At 54.5% G+C, this 20,783-nt stretch carries 14 protein-coding genes and 1 pseudogene; 12 read left to right on the top strand and 3 right to left on the bottom strand.

Features of this window, described 5'->3' with window-relative positions; genetic code table 11:
- Positions 1–36: 36 nt before the first annotated feature.
- From PBA01S_RS03085 to PBA01S_RS03045, 10 genes and pseudogenes are all read left to right on the top strand, one after another.
- A complete protein-coding gene (locus PBA01S_RS03085; RefSeq protein WP_028537472.1) occupies positions 37–930 on the top strand; it encodes a proline iminopeptidase-family hydrolase in 894 nt (297 codons plus the stop codon).
- 425 nt (positions 931–1,355) lie between these two features.
- Complete coding sequence (locus PBA01S_RS03080) at positions 1,356–3,470, top strand: helix-turn-helix domain-containing protein (protein WP_127575306.1); 2,115 nt, start codon at positions 1,356–1,358, stop codon at positions 3,468–3,470.
- A 339-nt stretch (positions 3,471–3,809) separates the two neighbouring features.
- Complete coding sequence (locus PBA01S_RS03075) at positions 3,810–4,694, top strand: ABC transporter permease (RefSeq protein ID WP_127575305.1); 885 nt, start codon at positions 3,810–3,812, stop codon at positions 4,692–4,694.
- A gap of 15 nt (positions 4,695–4,709) precedes the next feature.
- Complete coding sequence (locus PBA01S_RS03070; protein WP_127575304.1) at positions 4,710–5,615, top strand: carbohydrate ABC transporter permease; 906 nt, start codon at positions 4,710–4,712, stop codon at positions 5,613–5,615.
- A gap of 145 nt (positions 5,616–5,760) precedes the next feature.
- The gene (locus tag PBA01S_RS03065; RefSeq protein WP_127575323.1) at positions 5,761–7,428 is read left to right on the top strand and encodes an extracellular solute-binding protein; all 1,668 of its coding nucleotides are present in this window, start codon (positions 5,761–5,763) and stop codon (positions 7,426–7,428) included.
- 228 nt (positions 7,429–7,656) lie between these two features.
- Positions 7,657–9,375 carry a right-handed parallel beta-helix repeat-containing protein gene (locus PBA01S_RS03060; protein ID WP_127575303.1) on the top strand — a complete coding sequence of 573 codons (1,719 nt, stop codon included), beginning with the start codon at positions 7,657–7,659 and terminating at the stop codon, positions 9,373–9,375.
- A 25-nt stretch (positions 9,376–9,400) separates the two neighbouring features.
- Entirely contained in the window at positions 9,401–11,854 is a 2,454-nt protein-coding gene (locus PBA01S_RS03055; protein ID WP_127575302.1) for a glycoside hydrolase family 95 protein, read from the top strand.
- A pseudogene (locus PBA01S_RS23045) lies at positions 11,851–11,985 on the top strand (glycoside hydrolase N-terminal domain-containing protein); the annotation flags it as partial. The gene PBA01S_RS03055 and the pseudogene PBA01S_RS23045, both read left to right, overlap by 4 nt.
- 46 nt (positions 11,986–12,031) lie before the next feature.
- A complete protein-coding gene (locus tag PBA01S_RS23040) occupies positions 12,032–12,223 on the top strand; it encodes a hypothetical protein (RefSeq protein WP_255315282.1) in 192 nt (63 codons plus the stop codon).
- A complete protein-coding gene (locus tag PBA01S_RS03045; RefSeq protein WP_028537477.1) occupies positions 12,213–12,581 on the top strand; it encodes an MmcQ/YjbR family DNA-binding protein in 369 nt (122 codons plus the stop codon). Before PBA01S_RS23040 ends, PBA01S_RS03045 begins: the two co-directional genes overlap by 11 nt.
- Positions 12,582–12,625: 44 nt before the next feature.
- Here the strand turns inward: PBA01S_RS03045 and PBA01S_RS03040 are convergent, their stop codons facing one another.
- Positions 12,626–13,537, bottom strand: coding sequence for an AraC family transcriptional regulator (locus PBA01S_RS03040; RefSeq protein ID WP_127575301.1), 912 nt, complete (start codon positions 13,535–13,537; stop codon positions 12,626–12,628).
- A 132-nt stretch (positions 13,538–13,669) separates the two neighbouring features.
- On the opposite strand from PBA01S_RS03040, the gene PBA01S_RS03035 reads away from it, so the two are divergent.
- Positions 13,670–17,023, top strand: a complete 3,354-nt coding sequence (locus PBA01S_RS03035; RefSeq protein WP_127575300.1) for a DUF5107 domain-containing protein — start codon at positions 13,670–13,672, stop codon at positions 17,021–17,023.
- A 665-nt stretch (positions 17,024–17,688) separates the two neighbouring features.
- Positions 17,689–18,642: an aldose epimerase family protein gene (locus tag PBA01S_RS03030; protein ID WP_085169542.1), complete on the top strand. Its 954-nt coding sequence runs from the start codon at positions 17,689–17,691 to the stop codon at positions 18,640–18,642.
- Positions 18,643–18,671: 29 nt separating this feature from the next.
- On the opposite strand, the gene PBA01S_RS03025 is transcribed toward PBA01S_RS03030, so the two are convergent.
- Positions 18,672–19,895, bottom strand: a complete 1,224-nt coding sequence (locus PBA01S_RS03025; RefSeq protein WP_028537481.1) for an L-lactate MFS transporter — start codon at positions 19,893–19,895, stop codon at positions 18,672–18,674.
- A 120-nt stretch (positions 19,896–20,015) separates the two neighbouring features.
- Positions 20,016–20,783, bottom strand: coding sequence for a LytR/AlgR family response regulator transcription factor (locus PBA01S_RS03020; RefSeq protein ID WP_085169540.1), 768 nt, complete (start codon positions 20,781–20,783; stop codon positions 20,016–20,018).

Here is a 20,783-nt window from a genome sequence, read left to right as displayed (position 1 = left end):
TTATAATTCTCATATTTAGGGAAAGGCGGAGAACACATGGAGGAACTAACAGAACAGGAAGGATATATTGATGTTCCCGGGGGGAAAGTCTGGTTCGTTCGAGTAGGAACCGGCTCCAAGACACCGCTGGTTGTATTGCATGGGGGTCCTGGAGGGACACATCATTCCTTGAAAGCCGGTCTTCAAGATCTGGCGGATGAGCGGCCGGTTATTTTCTATGATCAGCTGGGCTCGGGGAACTCGGAGCGGCCAGGTGATCCTTCACTCTGGCAGCTCGATCGGTTTGTTGAAGAGCTGGAATGTGTGAGACAAGCATTAAATCTGGATGAAATTCACCTTCTGGGGCATTCGTGGGGAACGATGCTGGCTGCCACTTATTTAATAAAACGGAAGCCGAAGGGCGTGCGAAGCATTACCTTTTCCAGTCCATGCTTAAGTGCGGAACGCTGGAAACGGGATGCAGATGTTCTGATCTCCAAGCTGCCTCAAGAAGTCCGTGAGGCGATTGTTCGCAATGAAGAACGAGGGACCACCGACTCTGAGGAGTACCGAAATGCGGTTGACGAATATTACAAGAGGCACTTAATCCGGATTGATCCTCTTCCGGAAGTGGTCATTCAGAATCGGGCAAAATCCAATTCCGAAGTATATCTGACGATGTGGGGACCTTCCGAGTTCTGTCCGACAGGGAATTTGAAAACCTTTGATTGTACTTCGGAGTTGAATCAGATTGCGATTCCTGCATTGTTTGTCTGCGGGCGCTATGATGAGGCTACCCCCGAATCGACTCAGTATTATCAATCGCTTGTACCCCATTCGCAATTTCATGTGTTTGAAAATAGTGCCCATTACGGTTATTTGGAAGACTCGGATGAGTATAAGGCTTTGTTGAGAAGCTTCACGAATAAGGTTGAACTCAGCCTCATGTGAACGATAGCGCATGCAGCCCGGCTCTAGAGAGGGCTTGGGCTGCTCTTTTTTGCTGCTCTTGTTACGGACAACCGCAGAGGATTGCAAACCCGCGCCACGATGCGGTTTTTACGGGGACAGAGAAGGAAAAATGTACGCTAGGCGACCCAGGAGTACCCTATCCAATCGAGGTGAACCTCGATATGCTGGGATAGAAGGGGCGCTCCATGCCGCTGGACAGAGAAATACGCAGTAGATATAATGATGAAACGAAAAAAGCGGACGGCTCGGCCGTTATATGAGAGCGCTACCAAAAAAGATGGGGGGTCATCCCATGCTTCGGCAGGTACATCTCGTACCGGACTTCCATTTCGGTAACAGAGTCGATCTCGATTGAGAACAGCGTCATCCAGCTGGAGAAGAGCCAAGAGCTGCTCGAGCACCGGATGGCGGAAGTGGAGGGGATGACTCGGCAGCTGGCGATCAGCCAGGAGATTAACGCCTTGATGAACGACCGAGGTACGGAGAGGGATGTGTACGGCATCTGGAAGGCGATGCGCAACGTGCTGACGTTTGGGCAAACCAACGATTTTTTGCAAAATTATTTCATCTATCTGGCGAATTATAATTTGATTATCACCTCCGGGTCGTCCTACCGGCCAGAGCATTATTATGAATATTTTCATTACGACAATCTATCTTTTGAGGAATGGGAGCAGCAGGTGTTGGGCCAAACTCACCGCAGCGAAATCAAGCCGCTGACCCCGTTCATCCAACGCGATGTGAAAACTTCTGTGATCACCTACATGCAGTCGCTGCCGCTGGACAGCTTTAACGATACGTCGCCAGCGATTGTGGTCGTTCTGATCGACCAGAAGACGATGACCGGGCTGTTATCCGGCTTAACGGAGCAGAGTGGCGGGTGGGTTCATATCTACGACGCCAAGGGCAATACGATCTTCCTTCAGGGTGAAAAGGTGCCGGATATCGCCAAGCTGCACGCTGATCCGAAGTTTGATGAGAACAAGACGAGTCAATTTTATGGTGATGATCTCGTGATCACCACACGATCGGATAAGAACGGCTGGGTGTACCAAGCCGGCATCCCTCGCAGCACGCTAATGGAGAAACCTGACCAGATCAAACGGATCTCCTGGATGATTACCGGCGGCGCAATGTTGATCGGATTGCTGGTGGGCTTGTTCCTGGCTTACCGCAACAGTCTTCCAATTAATCGCTTGATCGGCGTGATGAAGGAGCAGTTTGGCAAGGATGACGATACAGGACGTAACGAGTTCGACTTCCTAAGCGGGAACATCGCCGGCATGATTACGAAGAACAAGCAACTGGAGACGGAGCTGCACCGCCAGCTTCCGCTGGTGCGTGACGCTTTCCTGAAGCGGCTGATTGCCGGGGAATTCGAATCGCGGGAAGAGATCGTCTCTGCGGCGGCTCAGGCTGACATCCCGCTTCGGCAAGGCGAAGGCTATGTGGGGATACTGCAGATCAACGGATACGCTGGCATGGATACCGTTGAGGTTCTAAATGAGCTGAATGCCGCAAGGCTATTGATGAAGCAAACGATTACCGAGCTTGCAGGGCCGATGCCGATGACCGATTTGGGGTCGGACAAAATCGTCCTGTTGTTCTTCTGCGAGGCGGATCGCCTGCCAGGACCGGCGGAGGAAGAGCGGATTACTACGCTGATGGAGGAGCTGGTCCAGCATGTGTTCGCTGAGTATAAAATCTCGATGCAAGCGGGATTTGGCGAAGCCTTTGCGAGCGTCACGGAGGTTGGCCAATCCTTTGACCAGGCGAAGCAGGCGCTGGAATATGCGGTATATCTAAACAAGAAAGGCATTCTGTGGAGCCATGAAACGCAAAGTACAAACACAACGTACTACTATCCGCTTGATACGGAGCACCGCCTGATCAGGACGATCCGCGCTGGGGAGTTGGAAGAAGCCCAGAAGATTATCGATGCGATCATCGCGCAGAATTTAGAGCAACGCGAGCTGTCGGTGGAAATGAAAAACCAACTCGTCGGGGAAATCAAGGGGACATTCCTTAAGCTGCTGGATCAGAAGATCTTCCTGGAATCCCCGCTGTTCGAGAGCGTGAAGCAGCGAATCATGGACATCAGCCCTACGGTCCCGCTGGAGACGATTCAGCAGGAGATCCATGGGATCATGCAGGAGTTGTGCAGCTTTATCGCCAATAAGAAGAAGGATTCGCACGCCCAACTGATCAAACAGATCTATGAGTATACAGCTGAAGCCTATTGCGATCCCGATCTGACGTTATATCGGGTTGCAGAGCACGTGGAACGACCGGAGAAATACATCTCCCAGCTGTTTAAAGAAGTGACCGGAGTGAATTATTCCGATCATCTGATTAAAGTGCGGATGGATCAGGCCGCATTGTTGCTGAAGGAGAGCAACTATACCGTTGATGAAATTGCCGCCCGGGTGGGGTATAACAGTCCCCACTCATTCCGGCGGGCTTTTAAACGATTAACGGGAGTTTCCCCTAGCGCTTACAGGCAGTCCTTTCAGGACTGATCCCAAGCGGCCTCACGATTCATCCCGGCTTTCACAGCGACTGTACCTTCCAATGGGAAGGGGGCGGTCGCTGTTTTTTATTTGCGGAATCATGGCTCCCGTACCGAAGAATGTTCCCTCAAAAACGGGAGAACTGTACGCCAAAAGACGGAAGTGTACCTGTTCAATGCCGCCAAACATGACCTATGATCGACTCAACGAGAAAACGCTATCATATCCATCAAGGTACTTACCAAACGTATAGGGGGAATTGTCCTGGAAAAACAACTTGCTTTCAAACCGGATTACGTCCCGGACGCCAAGCGCAAGGCCAGCTACTGGCGGACCGCACGCAGAAATATCAAGAAGCACTGGCAGCTGCATCTGCTGGTCATTCCTCCCATTTTGTTTTTTCTAATTTTTAAATATTACCCGATGCTGAATGCGGTGCTGGCGTTTAAGGACTACAACGTGATCAAAGGGATCTGGGGAAGTCCGTGGGTAGGGTTCAAGCATTTCCAGCTGTTCTTTGAAAATCCACAGTTTTGGACGTTGGTGAAGAACACAATTTTTCTCAGCGGTTATCTCATTCTTGCCGGATTTCCGATTCCGATCATTTTGGCGTTAATGATCAATGAAATTCGCGCCGGCCGCTTCAAGAAATTCGTGCAGCTGGTTTCCTTTGCACCGTATTTCATTTCGACGGTGGTTATGGTGTCGATTATTATGCTGTTTCTTGCCCCTCGGCTCGGCTTTGCCAATGTCGCTCTCAATTACTTCGGGTTTGAGTCCATCAATTTCCTGGGGGAACCGGGGATGTTCCGCTCGATTTACGTCTGTTCGGACATTTGGCAAACCGCCGGTTATAACGCTGTGATCTATCTGGCTGCTTTGGCGGGAGTTGATCCAACCTTGTATGAAGCGGCGAAGGTGGACGGCGCTTCGCGGTTTCAAAAAATTCGCCACGTCGATTTGCCAGGTATCGTACCAACCATCGTCATCATCCTGATCCTGAACGTCGGCAACGTCATGGCGCTCGGCTTCGAGAAGGTGTACCTGCTGCAAAATCCGCTAAACCTGGTGAATTCCGAAATTATCGCAACCTACGTTTATCGAATCGGCCTGCTGAATGCGAACTACAGCTTCGCCACTGCGGTTGGTTTGTTTAATTCCATCATCAATCTCGTTCTGCTGCTGACTGTTAACGGATTGGCCAAGCGGCTGACGAAGAGCAGCATCTGGTAGGAAAGGAGTTAGGATATGGCAGCTATAGCAACCCCAAAGCGAAGAATCAAAGAATCAGCAGGAGACCGGATATTTCTTGGCTTCATCTACGTGATCCTGACCCTGCTCGTCATCATTGTGCTTTATCCGCTCATCTATATCATCAGCAGCTCCATCAGCTCTCCGGCGGCGGTTACATCGGGCCGGGTCTGGTTGTGGCCGGTGGACCTGTCGTTTAAAGGCTTTGAAGAATTGTTTCGCAGAGGTGAGGTGATCACCGGCTACCTGAACTCGATCTTTTATACAACCGCCGGAACCCTGATCAGTGTCACGTTGACCATCATGATTGCCTATCCGCTGTCACGCCGTTCGTTCTTCGGACGAAACGCGTTAATGATGTTTATTACCTTCACGATGATTTTTAGCGGGGGCTTGATTCCGACTTATATGGTGGTGAAGGGGCTGGATCTAATCGATACGCGCTGGGCCCTTCTGATCCCCAATGCGATCTGGGTCTGGCAGGTGATCATCGCCCGCTCCTTCTTCCAGACCTCGATTCCCGAGGAGCTGCTGGAAGCAAGTGAAATCGACGGCTGCAGCGATCTGAGGTTCATCTGGAGCGTAGTGCTGCCGTTGTCGAAACCCATCATTGCCGTACTCGTGCTGATGTATGCAGTTGGGCAGTGGAACGCTTATTTCGATGCGTTGATTTACTTGAAGTCGGCGGATCTGTTCCCGCTGCAGCTGATCTTGCGAAGCATCATTATCCAGAACAACAGCGGCAGCAACATGGATGCGATCGCCATGGTCGAGAAGCAGCAGTTGGCTGAATTGCTGAAATACTCGTTAATTGTGGTGGCCACGCTGCCGGTGCTGATCATCTATCCGTTTGTGCAGCGCTATTTTGTTCAAGGGATGTTGGTTGGTTCAGTGAAAGGCTGATTCCTGCTCCTCCATAAAGTAGCGGTTGCGCCAAAAGGCGGCGGACTTCATGATAGAAGGAGGTGATGCTCTCGATTGGCACCATGAGAGTTGCAGAAGGGAAACGAATGACATCTATACAAAAAGGGAGCGATCAAATTTGAATTTGAAAAAAACCCTGCTTAGTATGTTCATGCTGGTTCTAGCGGTTACGCTGGTCCTCAGCGGCTGTTCGGGGAAAAATACAGAGAGCTCGAACAGCGCCCAGGGCAACGGCTCGTCCGGCGGCGCCGAATCCACGAAACCGGTGGAAATCAGCGTGTTCGCAGTTCAGGAATCGGGCATCGACATTCCGACCAACAAGTTTACGAAGTTTTTGGAAGAGAAGTTTAACATTAAATTTAATTGGCAGATTAACCCGTCTGACGGCGCGAAGGAGAAACGCCAAATTTCATTGGCGAGCGGCGATTACCCGGAGGCTTACCTGTTGACGGCATATATCGATGAGTTCTCTCAAGCGGATGTACTTAAATACGGCCAGCAAGGGGTGTTGATTCCGCTGAACGACCTGATCGATAAATATGCCCCTAACATTAAAAAGGCCATGGAAGAAACGCCAGAAATGAAAGCGCTGTACACAGCTCCGGACGGTAATATTTACGGGCTTGGCGCTTATACGGAGTGCTTCCACTGCTCTTATCCGAACAAAATGTGGGTGAATACCGAGTGGCTGAAGAAGCTGAATATGGAAGAGCCTAAAACAACGGAAGAGTTCAAAGCGATGCTGCAGGCGTTCAAAACTCAAGATCCAAACGGTAACGGCAAAGCCGACGAAGTGCCGCTCAGCGGTTCCATTGAAGACTTTGGCGTACGTATCGTGCCGTATCTGATGAATGCCTTCGTATATGACGACGACCGCAACTACTTAAATCTGGAGAATGGGAAGGTCGTCTCGGCAGCGATCAAGCCGGAATGGAGAGAAGGTTTGGCTTATATCAAATCGCTGTATGATGAAGGGTTGATTGACCCGGGGGCCTTTACGCAAAACGCGGAAGCCTACAAGAAAATCGGGGAAAACGCAGATGCGGAAATTCTCGGTGCCGGGGCAGGTATGCATCCTGCGATCTTCATCAACATCGATCCGGGCAACTCGCGTTCCGCCCATTATAACCCGCTGGCGCCTTTGAGCGGGCCAAATGGGGTTTCGTATGCGACGCATGACAACGGCGGCGTCACCTCTGGGGCGAAATTCGTCATTACGAATAAGGCCAGCGAGGAAGCGCAAATCGCTTTGATTAAAGCGATTGACTACATGTACACGCCGGAAGGCCAAACGAATGCCGCCAGCGGCTTGAAGGGCATCGACTGGACCGATCCGGAGCCTGGGGATAAAGCGCTGGGCGAAAATGCAACGCCGATGGTCAAGCAAATCCCGATGAAGGAAGGCGAAGCACCGCGTAATGCAGGCTGGAGCGGCATGGGGCATTTCTATATGCCGAAGGAGTATCGCGACACTTGGGTTCAAGGTGAAGATATTTATGCTTCGGACGGCTATGAACGCAGATTGTACAACGCTACGCTCCTCTATCAGGGGCATGAGCCGAGTGAGATTTTCCCTATCTGGGCGATCTGGATCGATCCGAGCGAAATTGACGAAGCCAGCATGCTGCAAACGAACCTGAAAAATTATATTGAGCAGAGCCAACTGCAGTTCATCACGGGCAACAAGGATCTGAACAAGGATTGGGACGCTTATGTGAAAGGGCTGAAGGCTCTGAAGCTGGATCGTTATCTGGAGATCCTGCAGAAGGCTTATGATCAATTGGCGAAATAATTAGATCCTCTCTGGTCGCATGATCGCGGCTTGAATCAAGGAAGCCGGCCTTTGGGCCGGCATTCCCTTTTTCTCAGCCCCCAAAAGGGACATTTTCCGGCATTATTTTTCCAAAACAGTGATAGATGGAGAGGAGCAGATGTGGTATGTTGAGCGAAGATAGGATAACGCCAGAACTAGCTTCTGAACACATGTGGGATACGCTCCGAATGGAGGTGCCCGAGGAGGATGAACCTACCTGTGATTGTGATCTCCTTAAGTGATTATGGGGCTCGGCCGGATACGCAAGAGGATACGCAGCCCGCGATGCAGATGGCGCTGGAAGCCGCTATGCAAACAGAAGGGCCTGTTGTGCTGGAGGTGCCTTTGGGCCGGTATCATTTTTATCCGCAATCGGCGATTCGGGCTCCTTATCATGTCACCAATACCGCAAGTGAAGAGGAGCATTTCGATATTACGAAAACAATTGGGATGCTGCTGAAAGGACAAAAGCAGTTGACCATTAAGGGGAACGGGTCTCTGTTCATGTTCCACGGCAAGCAGACAATGCTGCTGATCGACGGCAGCAAGGACATCGTCATCCAGGACCTTCACTTCGATTACGCCCAACCGACAGTGGCAGAAATGACCGTGGTGCATTGCGAGCCTGAGGCGTGTTGGATGGAGGCGGTGGTGCATCCCGATTCGAGGTATGCTATTCAGGAAGGCCGACTGACATGGGTTGGTGAGGGCTGGCGCTTTCAGTCTGGGCCGATGCAGCTATGTGAACCGGCGGAAAATACAACCTGGCGGGTGGACAATTGGCTGGAGCGGAAGACGACCCTGGTGGAGGAAGTTGGTCCTGGTCGGATCAGGTTTTATTTTGACCGCGGTATACCTGAGGGATTGGCCCCCGGTCGCGTAGTTCAGATGCGGGATGGAATCCGTGATCAAGTAGGCGTCCTTGTCCATGAAAGTGCGAATATCACGTTCACAGGCTGCGGGTTTCATTTTATGCATGGGCTAGGGCTGGTGGGACAATTCAGCGAAAACCTCGTTTTCGAGCGCTTGGACCTGTCGCCAAGGGCCGAAAGCGGCCGGACGGTGGCCGGCTTCGCGGATTTCATCCATCTGTCTGGCTGCCGGGGGCAAGCGGTGATTCGGGATTGCCGGTTTGCCGGGGCACATGACGACGCGATTAACGTCCATGGGACCTACCTGCAAATTGTTGGCCGTCCGGCGCCTAATCAGCTGTTGGTAAGGTTCATGCATCCTCAAACTTATGGGATCCCGGCTTTCCGTGCCGGGGACGAGATCGGCTTCGTTCATACGGATACGCTGGTGACCTACGGAAGCGGCAGGGTGAGTGAGGTTCTGCGGTTAAACCCTCGCGAGCTGCTGCTTACGCTGGAGCAGCCAACCCCAAGGGAGATGAGGCCGCAAGATGTGATCGAGAACGTCACCTGGTCCCCGGAGGTGGAAATTACGGGCAACCACTTCGCCCGTATTCCGACGCGCGGGGTGCTGGCTTCCACGCGGCGGCGAACCGTGATCCATGGTAACGTATTTGAAAGGATACAGATGAGCGCCATTCTTGTTGCGGCTGATGCGCGCTCCTGGTTTGAGTCAGGTACAGTTGAGGAGATGGTTATCGAGGATAATCAATTCTTCGACTGCGGCGGCGAAACGCATGCAGTGATCACCATTGCGCCGGAGAATCGGGAGGTACATCCGGAGATAGCGGTTCATCGCGGAATTGCCATCGTGCACAATCGTTTCGAATCGGTGTGCGGCTTGCTGCTGTCCGCACGTTGCGTACAGGACTTGGTGTTTCGAGGGAACGAGATATCGCTGGCGTTCGCTGGGGAATTTGACCAGGGAAGTGCCGTCATCTTGGAGGCATGCCCGGATGCGGTGATCGCAGACAATGTGTTTCTTGGCGATGAAGAGCAGGTGAAGAGTAACTAAAGATCTGGTAGGGGAGGAAAACAAGATGGAGCAAAACACTAGGCTACAGTACGACAGACCGGCTGCGGTCTGGACCGAAGCATTGCCGATCGGAAACGGACGCCTTGGCGCGATGATTTACGGCGGGGTGGAACGGGAAACGCTCAGTCTGAATGAAGATACGTTGTGGTCCGGATATCCGCGCGATTGGAACAATCCTTCCGCCCGGCAGGTACTGCCTGAGGTAAGGAAGCTGGTCCGGGAAGGCCGCTACGAGGAGGCGGATCAACTGGGGCGCCAGATGCTGGGGCCATACACGGAATCCTATTTGCCGTTTGGCGATTTACAGCTGACGTTCGAGCACGGAGCCGCCTGTCGGAATTACCGGCGCACGCTGGATTTGGCAAACGCTGTCCACGTGACGGAATACAACGTTGGGGAAGTAAGCTATAAGCGTGAAGTCTTCGCTTCCCATCCCGATCGGATCATCGCCATGCGGCTGACGTGCAGCCAACCGGGAGCGCTTGCTTTTCATGCGCGACTCGACAGCCCGCTCCGCCACGATACTGCTGTGGAAGATGGGGCATTCGTGCTGCGGGGGACAGCTCCGGAACGGGTGGAGCCGAACTACGTGAACGCAGATCGCCCGATCCGCTACGGCGATCCGGAAATCTCACCGGCAATGGCTTTTGAGGGACGACTGGCGGTTGCAGAAACCGACGGCCGGGTCAGCGCCCACGGGGACGGGATTCGCGTGCTCGATGCTACAGAGGCGGTATTGTATTTCAGCGCCGCGACAAGCTTTGATCGATTCGATCAAATTCCCGGTGCGGGGCGACCGGAATCGATTCCGGCGGAAGTGGCTGCATCTCGGGCCAAGGCGGACTTGGCTGGTGCATTGGGCAGCCGTTATCGGGAGATTCAAGCCCGGCATATCGAGGACTACCAAGCCCTGTTTAACCGAGTCAGCCTGCGGTTAGGGGAGACAGCAGCTCCGGAAGGACTGGACACGGAGCGGCGGATCGTAGAGTACGGAGCCGCTGATCCGGGGCTGGTTGAGCTGCTGTTCCATTACGGCAGATATTTGCTGATCTCCAGCTCCCGACCTGGGACGCAGGCGGCCAACCTGCAAGGAATCTGGAACGCGATGACTCGGCCGCCGTGGAGCAGCAACTGGACGCTAAATATCAATGCGGAAATGAACTATTGGCCGGCCGAGGTATGCAACCTGGCAGAGTGCCACTGGCCGCTGCTGGAGATGATCGGCAACCTGGCTGAGAATGGGGCGAAAACGGCCTCCGTCAACTACGGTACTCGGGGGTGGGTGGCCCATCACAACTCGGACATTTGGGGGCACACCGCCCCGGTGGGCGATTTCGGCGATGGCGATCCGGTCTGGGCGCTGTGGCCGATGGGTGGTGTCTGGTTAACCCAGCATTTATGGGAGCATTACGTCTTTGGCGGGGACGTCGCATATTTACATGATTTTGCTTATCCCATCATGAGGGACGCTGCGATGTTTGCCCTCGACTGGCTGATCGAAGACGAGTCCGGCTATCTCGTCACTTCGCCGTCGACCTCGCCAGAGCATAAATTCCGCACGGCAAGCGGTGCAGCGGGGATTAGTGAGGGAGCCACCATGGACTTGTCACTCATCTGGGAGCTGTTTACGAACTGCATTGAGGCGGCGGGTGTGCTTGGCATCGATGAAGCGTTCCGCGAGGAACTGCGGCAGACCCGGGAGCGGCTCTTGCCGCTGCAGGTTGGGAAGTATGGGCAACTGCAGGAGTGGAGCCGGGATTTCGAGGATGAGGATGTCCATCATCGGCACACCTCCCACCTGGTGGGTGTCTATCCCGGCCGCCAGCTCTCGGTCGAGGAGACGCCGGAGCTGTTCGCCGCTGCGCGGCAAGTGCTGGAGCGGCGGGGCGATGAAAGCACCGGATGGAGCCTGGGCTGGCGAGTTGCCCTATGGAGCCGGTTCGGCGACGGCGATCGGGCGCTGCGGCTGCTCGGCAATATGCTGCGGCTGGTGAAGGACGGCGAAACGGAGCGCTATAACCACGGCGGCGTTTACGCCAGCCTGTTGGGCGCGCATCCGCCGTTCCAGATTGACGGCAACTTTGCCGCTTCGGCGGGCATCGCCGAAATGTTGCTGCAGTCGCACCGCCCCGCGCTGGTACTGCTGCCCGCTCTGCCGAAGGCCTGGCCGGACGGCGAGATCCGCGGCCTTCGCGCCCGCGGCGGCTTCGAGGTTAGCCTGCGCTGGGCGAACGGCAAGCTGGCTGAGGCCAAGATCGTGTCGACGCTGGGCCATGCCTGCCGCGTTCGGGTCGGCCTCGACGGAGGGACGCCGCTGACCGTATACCACGGCGGTGTGAAGGTGGCCGTGGAAACGATGGAGGATGGCGACCTCCGATTTGAGACGGAAGCCGGGGCAACATATCGACTGATCCCGGACGACCGGATGGCTGCCGGCGAGGCGGTGGCTCGGCCATGAAGGTGAATGCGGCGGAGCATGGCGCAACCAAGCTCTGGTATGACAAGCCGGCTGCAGGCTGGTCAGAGGGGCTGCCCGCGGGCATCGGGCGGATCGGCGCCGTCGTGATGGCCGCACCGGAGCGCGAGGTCTGGAACCTGACCGAATCGACCTATTGGTCCGGCCAAGCGGAGGAGGTTGGCACCGCCGGGCTCGGAGGCACAGGCGGCGCTGGCCGCGATTCGCGAGCGGCTGTTTGTCGGCGACTACGCGGGCGGCGAACAGCTGGCGAAGCAAACGCTGCAACCGCCGAAGCGAAACTTCGGCACCCATCTGACGTATAGTTACAACATAAGCAAGCCAATGAGGGGGAAGGGTCGTGTACCGTAAGTTGGTTGAATATTGTTTGTCCAAAAAAGGGGCGGTCGAGGAGTATCCTTTTGGCCCGGATACGACGGTCATCAAGGTCGGGGGCAAAATGTTCGCTCTGCTGCCTGTTACCGCCGATGATGAAACAGCAAGCATCTCGCTGAAATGTGACCCCATGATCGCTGCCAATCTCCGGGAACAGCACGAATGCGTGAAGCCGGGGTATCATTTGAACAAAAAGCACTGGAATACAGTCACCGCAGATGGCAGCTTGTCGATGGACGAATTGCAGGCGATGATCGACCACTCGTACGATCTGGTGCTCCGTGGAATGACGAAAGCCGCCCGTGAGGCAATCCTGATGCGCATCGGTGGATAAGGCCCGGCTTGCTCTGGCGTGTGGGAGGCTGCTTTCGGGCATCATTATCCCTTTGGAATACGGCGGTATTCGGTGGGGGAGTACCCCATAATCTTCTTAAATATTCGCGAAAAATAATACGGGTCGGACAAGCCGACCGCACCGGCGATCTCTTTGACGCTTAAGCCGGTGAGGTCCAGGAACTGTCCGGCCCGTTGCATTTTCAGCCGCAGAAAATATTCGATCGGCGGAAGCCCCGCCTCCCGGTTAAACAAGTAGACGAGATGCTGTTTGGAGAGCCCCACCTGCTTCGCCAGTTCGGACAGCGTGAGGCTCTCTGTCAGCCGCTCGGTCATGTAGCGAACCGCTTCATCGAAATAGCGCTCGCGTTTGCGGTCCTGCGACGACCGCTCGGCGCTGAGCCCAATGCTGCTAAGCAGGTGGCGCATCGTCTGCGCGACATGAATCTGCACGGGCAGGGCGTAGTACTTGTCATGAAGCAGACGGTAGCACTGTTCAAAATGCTCCAACAGCTGGGCATGTACGCTCAGCGGCAGCCGGACCGGGCCGCCCTGGTTCAGGCCGTAGGTGTGAATTAATGCCTGGGTATCCTCGCCTTGCAGGTGAAACCAGTAGATACTCCAGGGTTTATCGGCCGAAGCCCCATATCGGTGCGGCGTATGTGCGGGGATTACCGCCAGCTGACGCTCTGTCAGCGGGTAGCTTTGCTGCCTGTTGCCCGCCTCCTCGCTCCATTCCACCCATCCTTCGCCTTCCACACAGTAGATGAAGATATGAGCGTCCGCCCCCTCGGGCCGTTCCCGATAATGGTGCAGGGCGTTCGGGAAAAACCCGATATCGCTAACAAACAGCGGGCACGTCAATGCGGAGTTTTTCAGTTCCTTCAGCATATAGTCCGGTTGCACAAACAGTTTTTGCGACTCAAAACCGTCCGGCTTACGAATTTGTTGATCCATGCAAGTCACCCCCATATAAGAATATAGTCCATCATTCCCCGTATTTCGTCAATTGGAATTCCTTCGGCACCGGGTTACATTGGGGTTACAACCGATTCAACCAATGACGGGGAGAAGGGGAGGATTTTTGAGATGAACGTTCAACACCGGGAGGCGTCTGCCAAGGCGGCCGTTCGGGTCTGGGAAGAGGATAAGCTCATTCCGACGTATGGGGTTGGGGAGCCGGACAAGAACCCGATGTTTTTGGAAAAACGCGTGTATCAAGGCAGCTCCGGACGTGTGTATCCCTATCCGGTCATCGATAAGATTTACGACGAGAAGCGGGAGGTCAGCTATCGGCTGGCGATTTTGGAAAATGAGTACGTGCGGATCGAAATCATGCCGGAACTCGGAGGACGGATTTATCGCGCGCTAGACAAGACGAATAACTACGACTTCGTTTACTACAATCGCGTGATCAAGCCGGCGCTGGTTGGCCTGGCCGGGCCGTGGATTTCCGGCGGCATCGAGTTCAACTGGCCGCAGCATCATCGGCCGAACACGTTTGGCCCGGTCGAATATCGACTGGAGCAAAGGGAGGACGGCAGCGCTACCGTTTGGGTCAGCGAAATCGACCGTATGTACGGCACCAAGATGACGGCCGGGTTTACGCTTTATCCGGGGAAGGCCTATTTGGAGATCTCTGCGCAGCTCTACAATCGGACGCCGGAGCCGCAAACGTTCCTGTGGTGGGCGAACCCGGCTGTGGCGGTGAACGATCATACGCAGTCCGTGTTCCCGCCGGACGTTACTGCCGTCTTTGACCATGGCAAGCGCGATGTCTCACGGTTCCCGATTGCCACCGGCACGTACTACAAGATGGATTACTCGGAGGGCGTCGATATTTCTCGCTACAAAAATATTCCGGTCCCTACGTCCTACATGGCTTACAAATCCGACTTCAACTTTGTCGGCGGCTACGACCATGGCGTGCAAGCCGGTCTGCTGCATGTCGCCAATCACCACATTTCCCCGGGGAAGAAGCAATGGACTTGGGGGAACGGAGAATTTGGCCAGGCGTGGGACCGCAATCTGACGGATGAGGACGGTCCGTACATCGAGCTGATGACCGGGGTGTATACCGACAACCAGCCGGACTTCACCTGGCTCCAGCCGTATGAGGAGAAGTCGTTTAAGCAGTATTTTATGCCTTACAAAGACATCGGTGTTGTCAAAAATGCTTCCATCGAAGCGGCCGTTAACCTTGAAGTCGACGAGAAGGCGCGGACGGCAACGGTGCTGGCGTATGCAACATCCGATTATGAAGGGGCGGTCGTGGAGCTCAAAGGCGTACGCCGAACCTATGTATCGGATACCGTGCGGCTGTCGCCGGTGGAGACATTCAAAACCGTTGTCTCGCTGGATGAAGGCGATCAGCCACATGACTTGCGGGTGACGGTGTGCGACCGCGAAGGACGGCTGCTGATCTCGTATCGCCCGGCGAAACCGTCGATCGAACAGGTGCCGGAAGCCGCCAAACCGCTGCCGAAGCCGGAGGAGCTGAAGACGAACGAGCAGCTGTATTTGGCGGGCCTTCATCTGGAGCAATACCGCCATGCTACGTTTGAGCCGGAGGCGTATTACTTGGAAGGCCTGAAGCGCGACGCCAGAGATATCCGCATTAATGTCGCTTACGGCACGTTGCTGCTGCGCCGGGGCCGGTTCGCCGAGGCGGAGGCGCATTTCCGCACGGCCGTGAAGTCGCTGACCTGGCGCAACCCGAACCCGTACGACAGCGAAGCGCTGTACCAGCTCGGGCTGGCTCTGCAGCTGCAAGGGCGAGACGAAGAGGCGTTCGCCGCCTTCTACAAAGCCGTCTGGTCCGCTGCCTGGCAGGACAGCGGCTACTATTCGCTGGCCGCGATCGCCTGCGGCCGCGGCAGCTATGCGGAGGCGCTCGAGTTGGCCGAGCGCTCGCTAATCCGCAATAGCCGCAACTATAAGGCGCGGCATTTGAAGGCAGCGCTGTTGCGGAAGCTCGGTCGGCCGGAGGAAGCGCTCGCCTACACGGGCGAGACGCTGGCGCTGGACCCGGCCGACTTCGGCGCCGCCAACGAGCGCTGGGCCGCGCTGCGGGCCTTGGGCGATGCGGCAGCGGCGGATGAAGTCCTGGCCGAGCTCCAGCGGTTGATGCGCGGTGACGCGCACAACGTCCTGCAGCTGGCCGCGGACTATCTCGGCTTCGGCCTGTATGACGAAGCCGTGCAGGTGATGCAGCGGATTGCGCCGGACGCAGACACGCCGGCTTACCCGATGCTGCATTACACCTTGGCCTACGCGTATGAGCGGACCGGCCAGGTCGAACTGGCCGCGCGCCATCGGCAGGCAGGCGCCGCCGCGCCGGCGGACTACTGCTTCCCGAACAGCCTGACGGACCTGCTCGTGCTGCAAAGTGCGATCGCGGCGAACCCGGGCGATGCGAAAGCGCATTACTACCTTGGCAACTGGATGTATGACAAGAAACGCCCGGACGATGCGATCGCTCACTGGGAGGCGTCCCGGGAGGTGGACGCCGGGTTCCCGACCGTGCACCGCAATTTGGCGCTGGCTTATTACAACAAGCGCCAGGATGTCGATGCGGCGCGGGAAGCGCTGGAGACGGCGTTCGCGTTGAATCCGGAAGACGCCCGCGTGTTTTTCGAGCTGGATCAGCTCTATAAGAAGCTGGGCCGTCCGGCGGCGGAGCGGCTTGCGGCGCTGGAACGTCACTTGGCGCTTGTGGAGAAACGCGACGATTTGTATCTGGAATACGTCACGCTGCTGAATACGTTAAGCCGCCACGACGAAGCTTTGCGGGCGTTGGAAGCTCGCAAGTTCCACCCTTGGGAAGGCGGAGAAGGCAAAGTGACCGGGCAGTACAGGTTCGCCCTTGTCGAGCTTGGGAAGCAGGCACTCGCGGCCGGGAATGCCGAGCAAGCGATCGAACGGTTGGAGCGGGCGCTCGTTTACCCGGAAAATCTCGGGGAAGGCAAGCTCGCCGGAGCGCAGGAAAACGACATCCTGTATTACCTGGGCTGTGCATTTGAGGGGTTGGGCCTGATGGAGCAGGCGATGCCGTATTGGCAGGCGGCTTCGCAAGGGCTGGAGGAGCCGGCCGGAGCGATGTACTATAACGATCAGCCGCCGGAGATGATTTTTTATCAAGGGCTGGCTTGGCGGAAGTTAGGCGTGGAGAAGGAAGCGAAACGTCGGTTTAACCAGCTGGTGGACTATGCCGAGAAGCATTTGTTTGATGAGGTGGAGTTCGATTACTTCGCCGTATCGCTTCCTGACTTCCTCGTGTTCGAGGACGACTTGAACCGACGTAACGTCATCCACTGCCGCTTCATGCGGGGTCTCGGCAAGTTGGGCCTTGGCCGGCCGGTGGAAGCCGCCGAGCAGTTCGATGAGGTGCTGGCCCTGGAGCCCAGCCATCAGGGCGCGATGATCCATCGGCGGATGTGCTGATGGATTGCGGAGGGACTTTACAAACCCTGCGCTAACGCTTGCCACAGTGCTTATTTGGCTTAAAATGGCGAGTTTCAAATTCTAACGCTGACCAGCGTTCTTATGGGGGCGATTGAGCCCCCATTTTGCTCTAAAATGAGCAAATAAGGTGTCTGGTAAGCGTTAGAATTCGTACACCCGCTTTTTTGCCCAAATAGCGTTGTTCACAAGCGTTAGACAATCCAGCCCTCGCGGGAAAGAGAGCGGTCTGCGGCGAGAAGCGTCCCGCAGCCAGAAAGAATCTGTAGCGAGAAGGCATCCTGAAGCAAGAGTTCGTGCTGTTGCGAGAAAACATCCTGCCTGCGAGAGATCGTTATATGGCAAAACGCACTCACAAGCCACACTCACAAGTTACATTCACAAGTCATAAGTCACAAATCACAAGTCGCATAAGTTGCGATGAACAAACAGACACGTCGCAAAAGTCTCAACAAACAAATTACAAACGAAGTAAGTCACCAGTATCAAACAGTTAGCAGCAAGAAAGTACATCATTAGTTATTAATTAGTTACCCGTTACTCTACAACAGTCACTACGCAAGTTACACCACACACGCAACGCAATAAGTAGCAGATTTCCAGGGTAAGCACAAACATCAAATCAATGTTGGAGGAGGGGGCGACGGATGAACCAATGGCGAAAGACTGAAGTGGATGGTTGGGACGCTTGGGTCGGAGAAACCGAGCTTATAGCGGTGACCATCGTACCGGAGCTAGGTGGCAAGGCCGTATCGCTGCAGAATCGCAAGACAGGACGGGAGTGGCTGTGGAGGAGCGATAAGCCACTGGGAAACGAGGGCTACGGCTCATCCTTTGCCGCTGGCGACGGGAGTGGATGGGACGAAATGTTCCCAGGCATCAATGCCGGGGCCTATCCGCTGGCGCCTTGGCAAGGTCGAGCGATCCCCGACCACGGAGAGGTCTGGTCTCGGGCTTGGGAGCATCAGGCCACGAGCTCAGCCCTATCCTGCCGCATTGGCGGCGTACAATTCCCCTATGTCCTGGAGAAAAGATATACGTTTCCTGCAGCAGACACACTTCACATCGAGTACACTGTGACGAATCTGTCGGGCGCGCCTTTTGCCTTTCTATGGGCGGCGCATCCGTTGTTGCAGGTACGAGAAGGTATGAAGCTGCACGTTCCGCCTGAATTAACGGAGATCGAGGTCTCCTATTCGGAGGAAGGCCGGCTAGGTGCGTTCGGATCCAAGCAGCTTTGGCCGCTGGCAAGCGGCGCAACCGGGGAACAAGTCGACCTGAGCACCGTGGAGTCCAACAACGGCCGATTCGCGGAGAAGTATTATTTTACTAGCCGGCTCGGGCCCGGCTCCGGGTACGCCGGAATCAGTGATCCCGCAACCGGTGAGGCGCTGATGTTCCGCTTCCCCGCAGACAAAGTGCCGTACTTGGCCATTTGGGCCAACTACGGCGGCTTTGGCGGTAACTATCACGTTGCTCTGGAGCCGGCCACGGGCCGCATGGACGAACTCGCCCATGCGTTCCGCCAAGGGGAAGCCGCCGTTGTCCCCGCTCGAAGCGGATATCGCTGGTATTTGGAGGCCAAGGCCGTGTGCAGTTAACTCCTTAGGCGATTCGTTCTCATGCCCAGTTATTCATGCTGCAATTTCTGGAAAGCCCATTTTTTCTTCTCCGTTTTCTTCATCGCTGGAAGCTTCAACAGCATAATGAGGATAAACGAGATCATGCACATCGCAGCAATGAGTTTAAACGTAGGTACAAATCCGCCAAGGAACGAGGAGATCATGGTTGCCAGCAAGGCGCCAAATCCAAAGCCTTGGTAGATCACACCGTAATTTTGACCGGAGTTTTTCAGTCCAAAGTAATTCGCCACAATTGCCGGAAATACGGTAATGTTCCCGCCGAAGCAAAACGCAATCGCCGCTACACAAGCAAAGAAGGACCCATAACTCAGATGCATATAGCTCAAGATGATCACGGCGGCAGCTGTCACAAACAAAGTGCCGGATACGACATTCAGGTGACCCACCCGATCGGATAAAGCTCCAAGTACAATGCGACCCAGTGTATTAAATATCGCGACCAGAGCAACCGCATTCGCTGCTGTGGCTGCATTCAATCCTGCCATGCTGACGCCGATATCCTTGACGATCCCTATCAGGAACAAACCGCTCATACATGCTGTGAAGAAGATAATAAATAACAAGTACGCTTCTTTGGTTTTTAGCATTTCTTTGACCGTGTAATCCTTCTGTACCGTATTTGAATCGGCTTGGACTTGATTTTGCACCTTCGCTTCCTTCAGAAGGAACGAGCCGCCCACGATCATAACCATGACGATGATTCCCCAGAACATAAAGGCTTTCGACACGCCTAACGTTTCAATCATGCTGCTGTTAATATATTTGAACACTAAGCTGCCCGTACCATATGCCCCTACGGAGATCCCTGAGATCAGGCCTTTCTTCTTCGGGAACCATTTAATCGCATTCGACAAGGTCGTCATATAAGCCGTCCCGTCTGCGGCACCAACTAAGACACCGGCAAAAAGGTAGAGCACCCATAGGGATGTCACTTGCGAGCTGATGATTAATCCTAGTCCTAACATGATCCCTGCAAACATAATTAATCGCCGAAGTCCGATTTTCTCTTGAATCTTACTCGAAAACAAGGTTGCAAAGGCTAACGAAAAGCTAAGGATGGAGAACGTGGCAGCTACCGAGCTTAGCTCCCATCCATAGTGTTCGACAAGAGGTTGGTTAAATAGACTCCAAGTATAGATGGTCCCCAGCCCCATTTGTACAATAATTGTCCCAAGAACGATCAGCCAGCGATGACCCTTGGTATCTCTCATGTGATGATCTCCTCTTTTCAGTAGGCTATACAGTGTTTCTTGATGAGCCAAGTATAGTACCAAAAAGGTCAACGCAACCGTTTTCAGAACGAAATGACGATATCAAGGAATGAGTTGCTGTCAAAATCTCATGATGTGCCGGAACTCTTTCACCTTGGATCGACTTACCGGAATTTCTGCATCCATCCCCGATAATCTTAAGATATAGGTTTGGTTAAACCAGGGTACAATTTCCCGGATTTTCGATAGATTCACCGAGTAAGAACGATGACAGCGGAAGAAGAGACTCTGCGGCAGCAGCGTGTGAAACTCGCTGATGCTCATCGGCATCGTATACTCTCCTTCCAACGTATACACCAATGTCACCTTCTCTTTGGCTTCAGCATAATAAATGTCGTTCGCATCAGTGACGATAATTTTGTCATCCTTACGTAAGTTAATCCGATTGGCGATTGCAGAGCCTTCATCGTCCTTATGATGGACGACAGGATGCAATGGATTCGTATCTTGCCGGACGGGATGGTCACGATGATAAGCGGCCTCAAGCTTTTTTAACATCGGTGCAATCCGCTTCTCGTCATAAGGCTTCAAAATGTAATCAAAAGCCTCCAGCTCGAACGCCTTGGCGGCATGTTCCTTATAAGCAGTTGTAAAAATGATATACGGCTTCTTCGCAAATTTGGCGATGTTGCTTGCGACGAAGATTCCATCCAGCGACGGAATGTTGATATCCAGGAAAATCGCATCGGTCTCATGCTCCTGCAGAAATTTGAGAACATCCAACCCGTCCTCAAAACAATCCGTTACCTCAATCGAGCTGTAAGTGCTAATGATATATTCAAGCTCTTCCCGAGCAGGGATCTCATCCTCGACAATAATGGCTTTCAT

It is taken from the genome of Paenibacillus barengoltzii NBRC 101215 (genome assembly GCF_004000745.1).
Taxonomy (GTDB): Bacteria; Bacillota; Bacilli; order Paenibacillales; family Paenibacillaceae; genus Fontibacillus; species Fontibacillus barengoltzii.
This window is presented reverse-complemented; position numbering and strand designations above follow the sequence as displayed.

What these genes read in the sequence shown, in the direction of transcription:
- PBA01S_RS03080 (WP_127575306.1), top strand. Translation starts at nt 1,356, where the DNA reads ATGGCGGAAGTGGAGGGGATGACTCGGCAGCTGGCGATCAGCCAGGAG.
- PBA01S_RS03070 (WP_127575304.1), top strand. Translation starts at nt 4,710, where the DNA reads ATGGCAGCTATAGCAACCCCAAAGCGAAGAATCAAAGAATCAGCAGGA.
- PBA01S_RS03035 (WP_127575300.1), top strand. Translation starts at nt 13,670, where the DNA reads ATGAACGTTCAACACCGGGAGGCGTCTGCCAAGGCGGCCGTTCGGGTC.
- PBA01S_RS03020 (WP_085169540.1), bottom strand. Translation starts at nt 20,783, where the DNA reads ATGAAAGCCATTATTGTCGAGGATGAGATCCCTGCTCGGGAAGAGCTT.
- PBA01S_RS03030 (WP_085169542.1), top strand. Translation starts at nt 17,689, where the DNA reads ATGAACCAATGGCGAAAGACTGAAGTGGATGGTTGGGACGCTTGGGTC.
- PBA01S_RS03025 (WP_028537481.1), bottom strand. Translation starts at nt 19,895, where the DNA reads ATGAGAGATACCAAGGGTCATCGCTGGCTGATCGTTCTTGGGACAATT.
- PBA01S_RS03060 (WP_127575303.1), top strand. Translation starts at nt 7,657, where the DNA reads ATGAACCTACCTGTGATTGTGATCTCCTTAAGTGATTATGGGGCTCGG.
- PBA01S_RS03055 (WP_127575302.1), top strand. Translation starts at nt 9,401, where the DNA reads ATGGAGCAAAACACTAGGCTACAGTACGACAGACCGGCTGCGGTCTGG.
- PBA01S_RS03040 (WP_127575301.1), bottom strand. Translation starts at nt 13,537, where the DNA reads ATGGATCAACAAATTCGTAAGCCGGACGGTTTTGAGTCGCAAAAACTG.
- PBA01S_RS03085 (WP_028537472.1), top strand. Translation starts at nt 37, where the DNA reads ATGGAGGAACTAACAGAACAGGAAGGATATATTGATGTTCCCGGGGGG.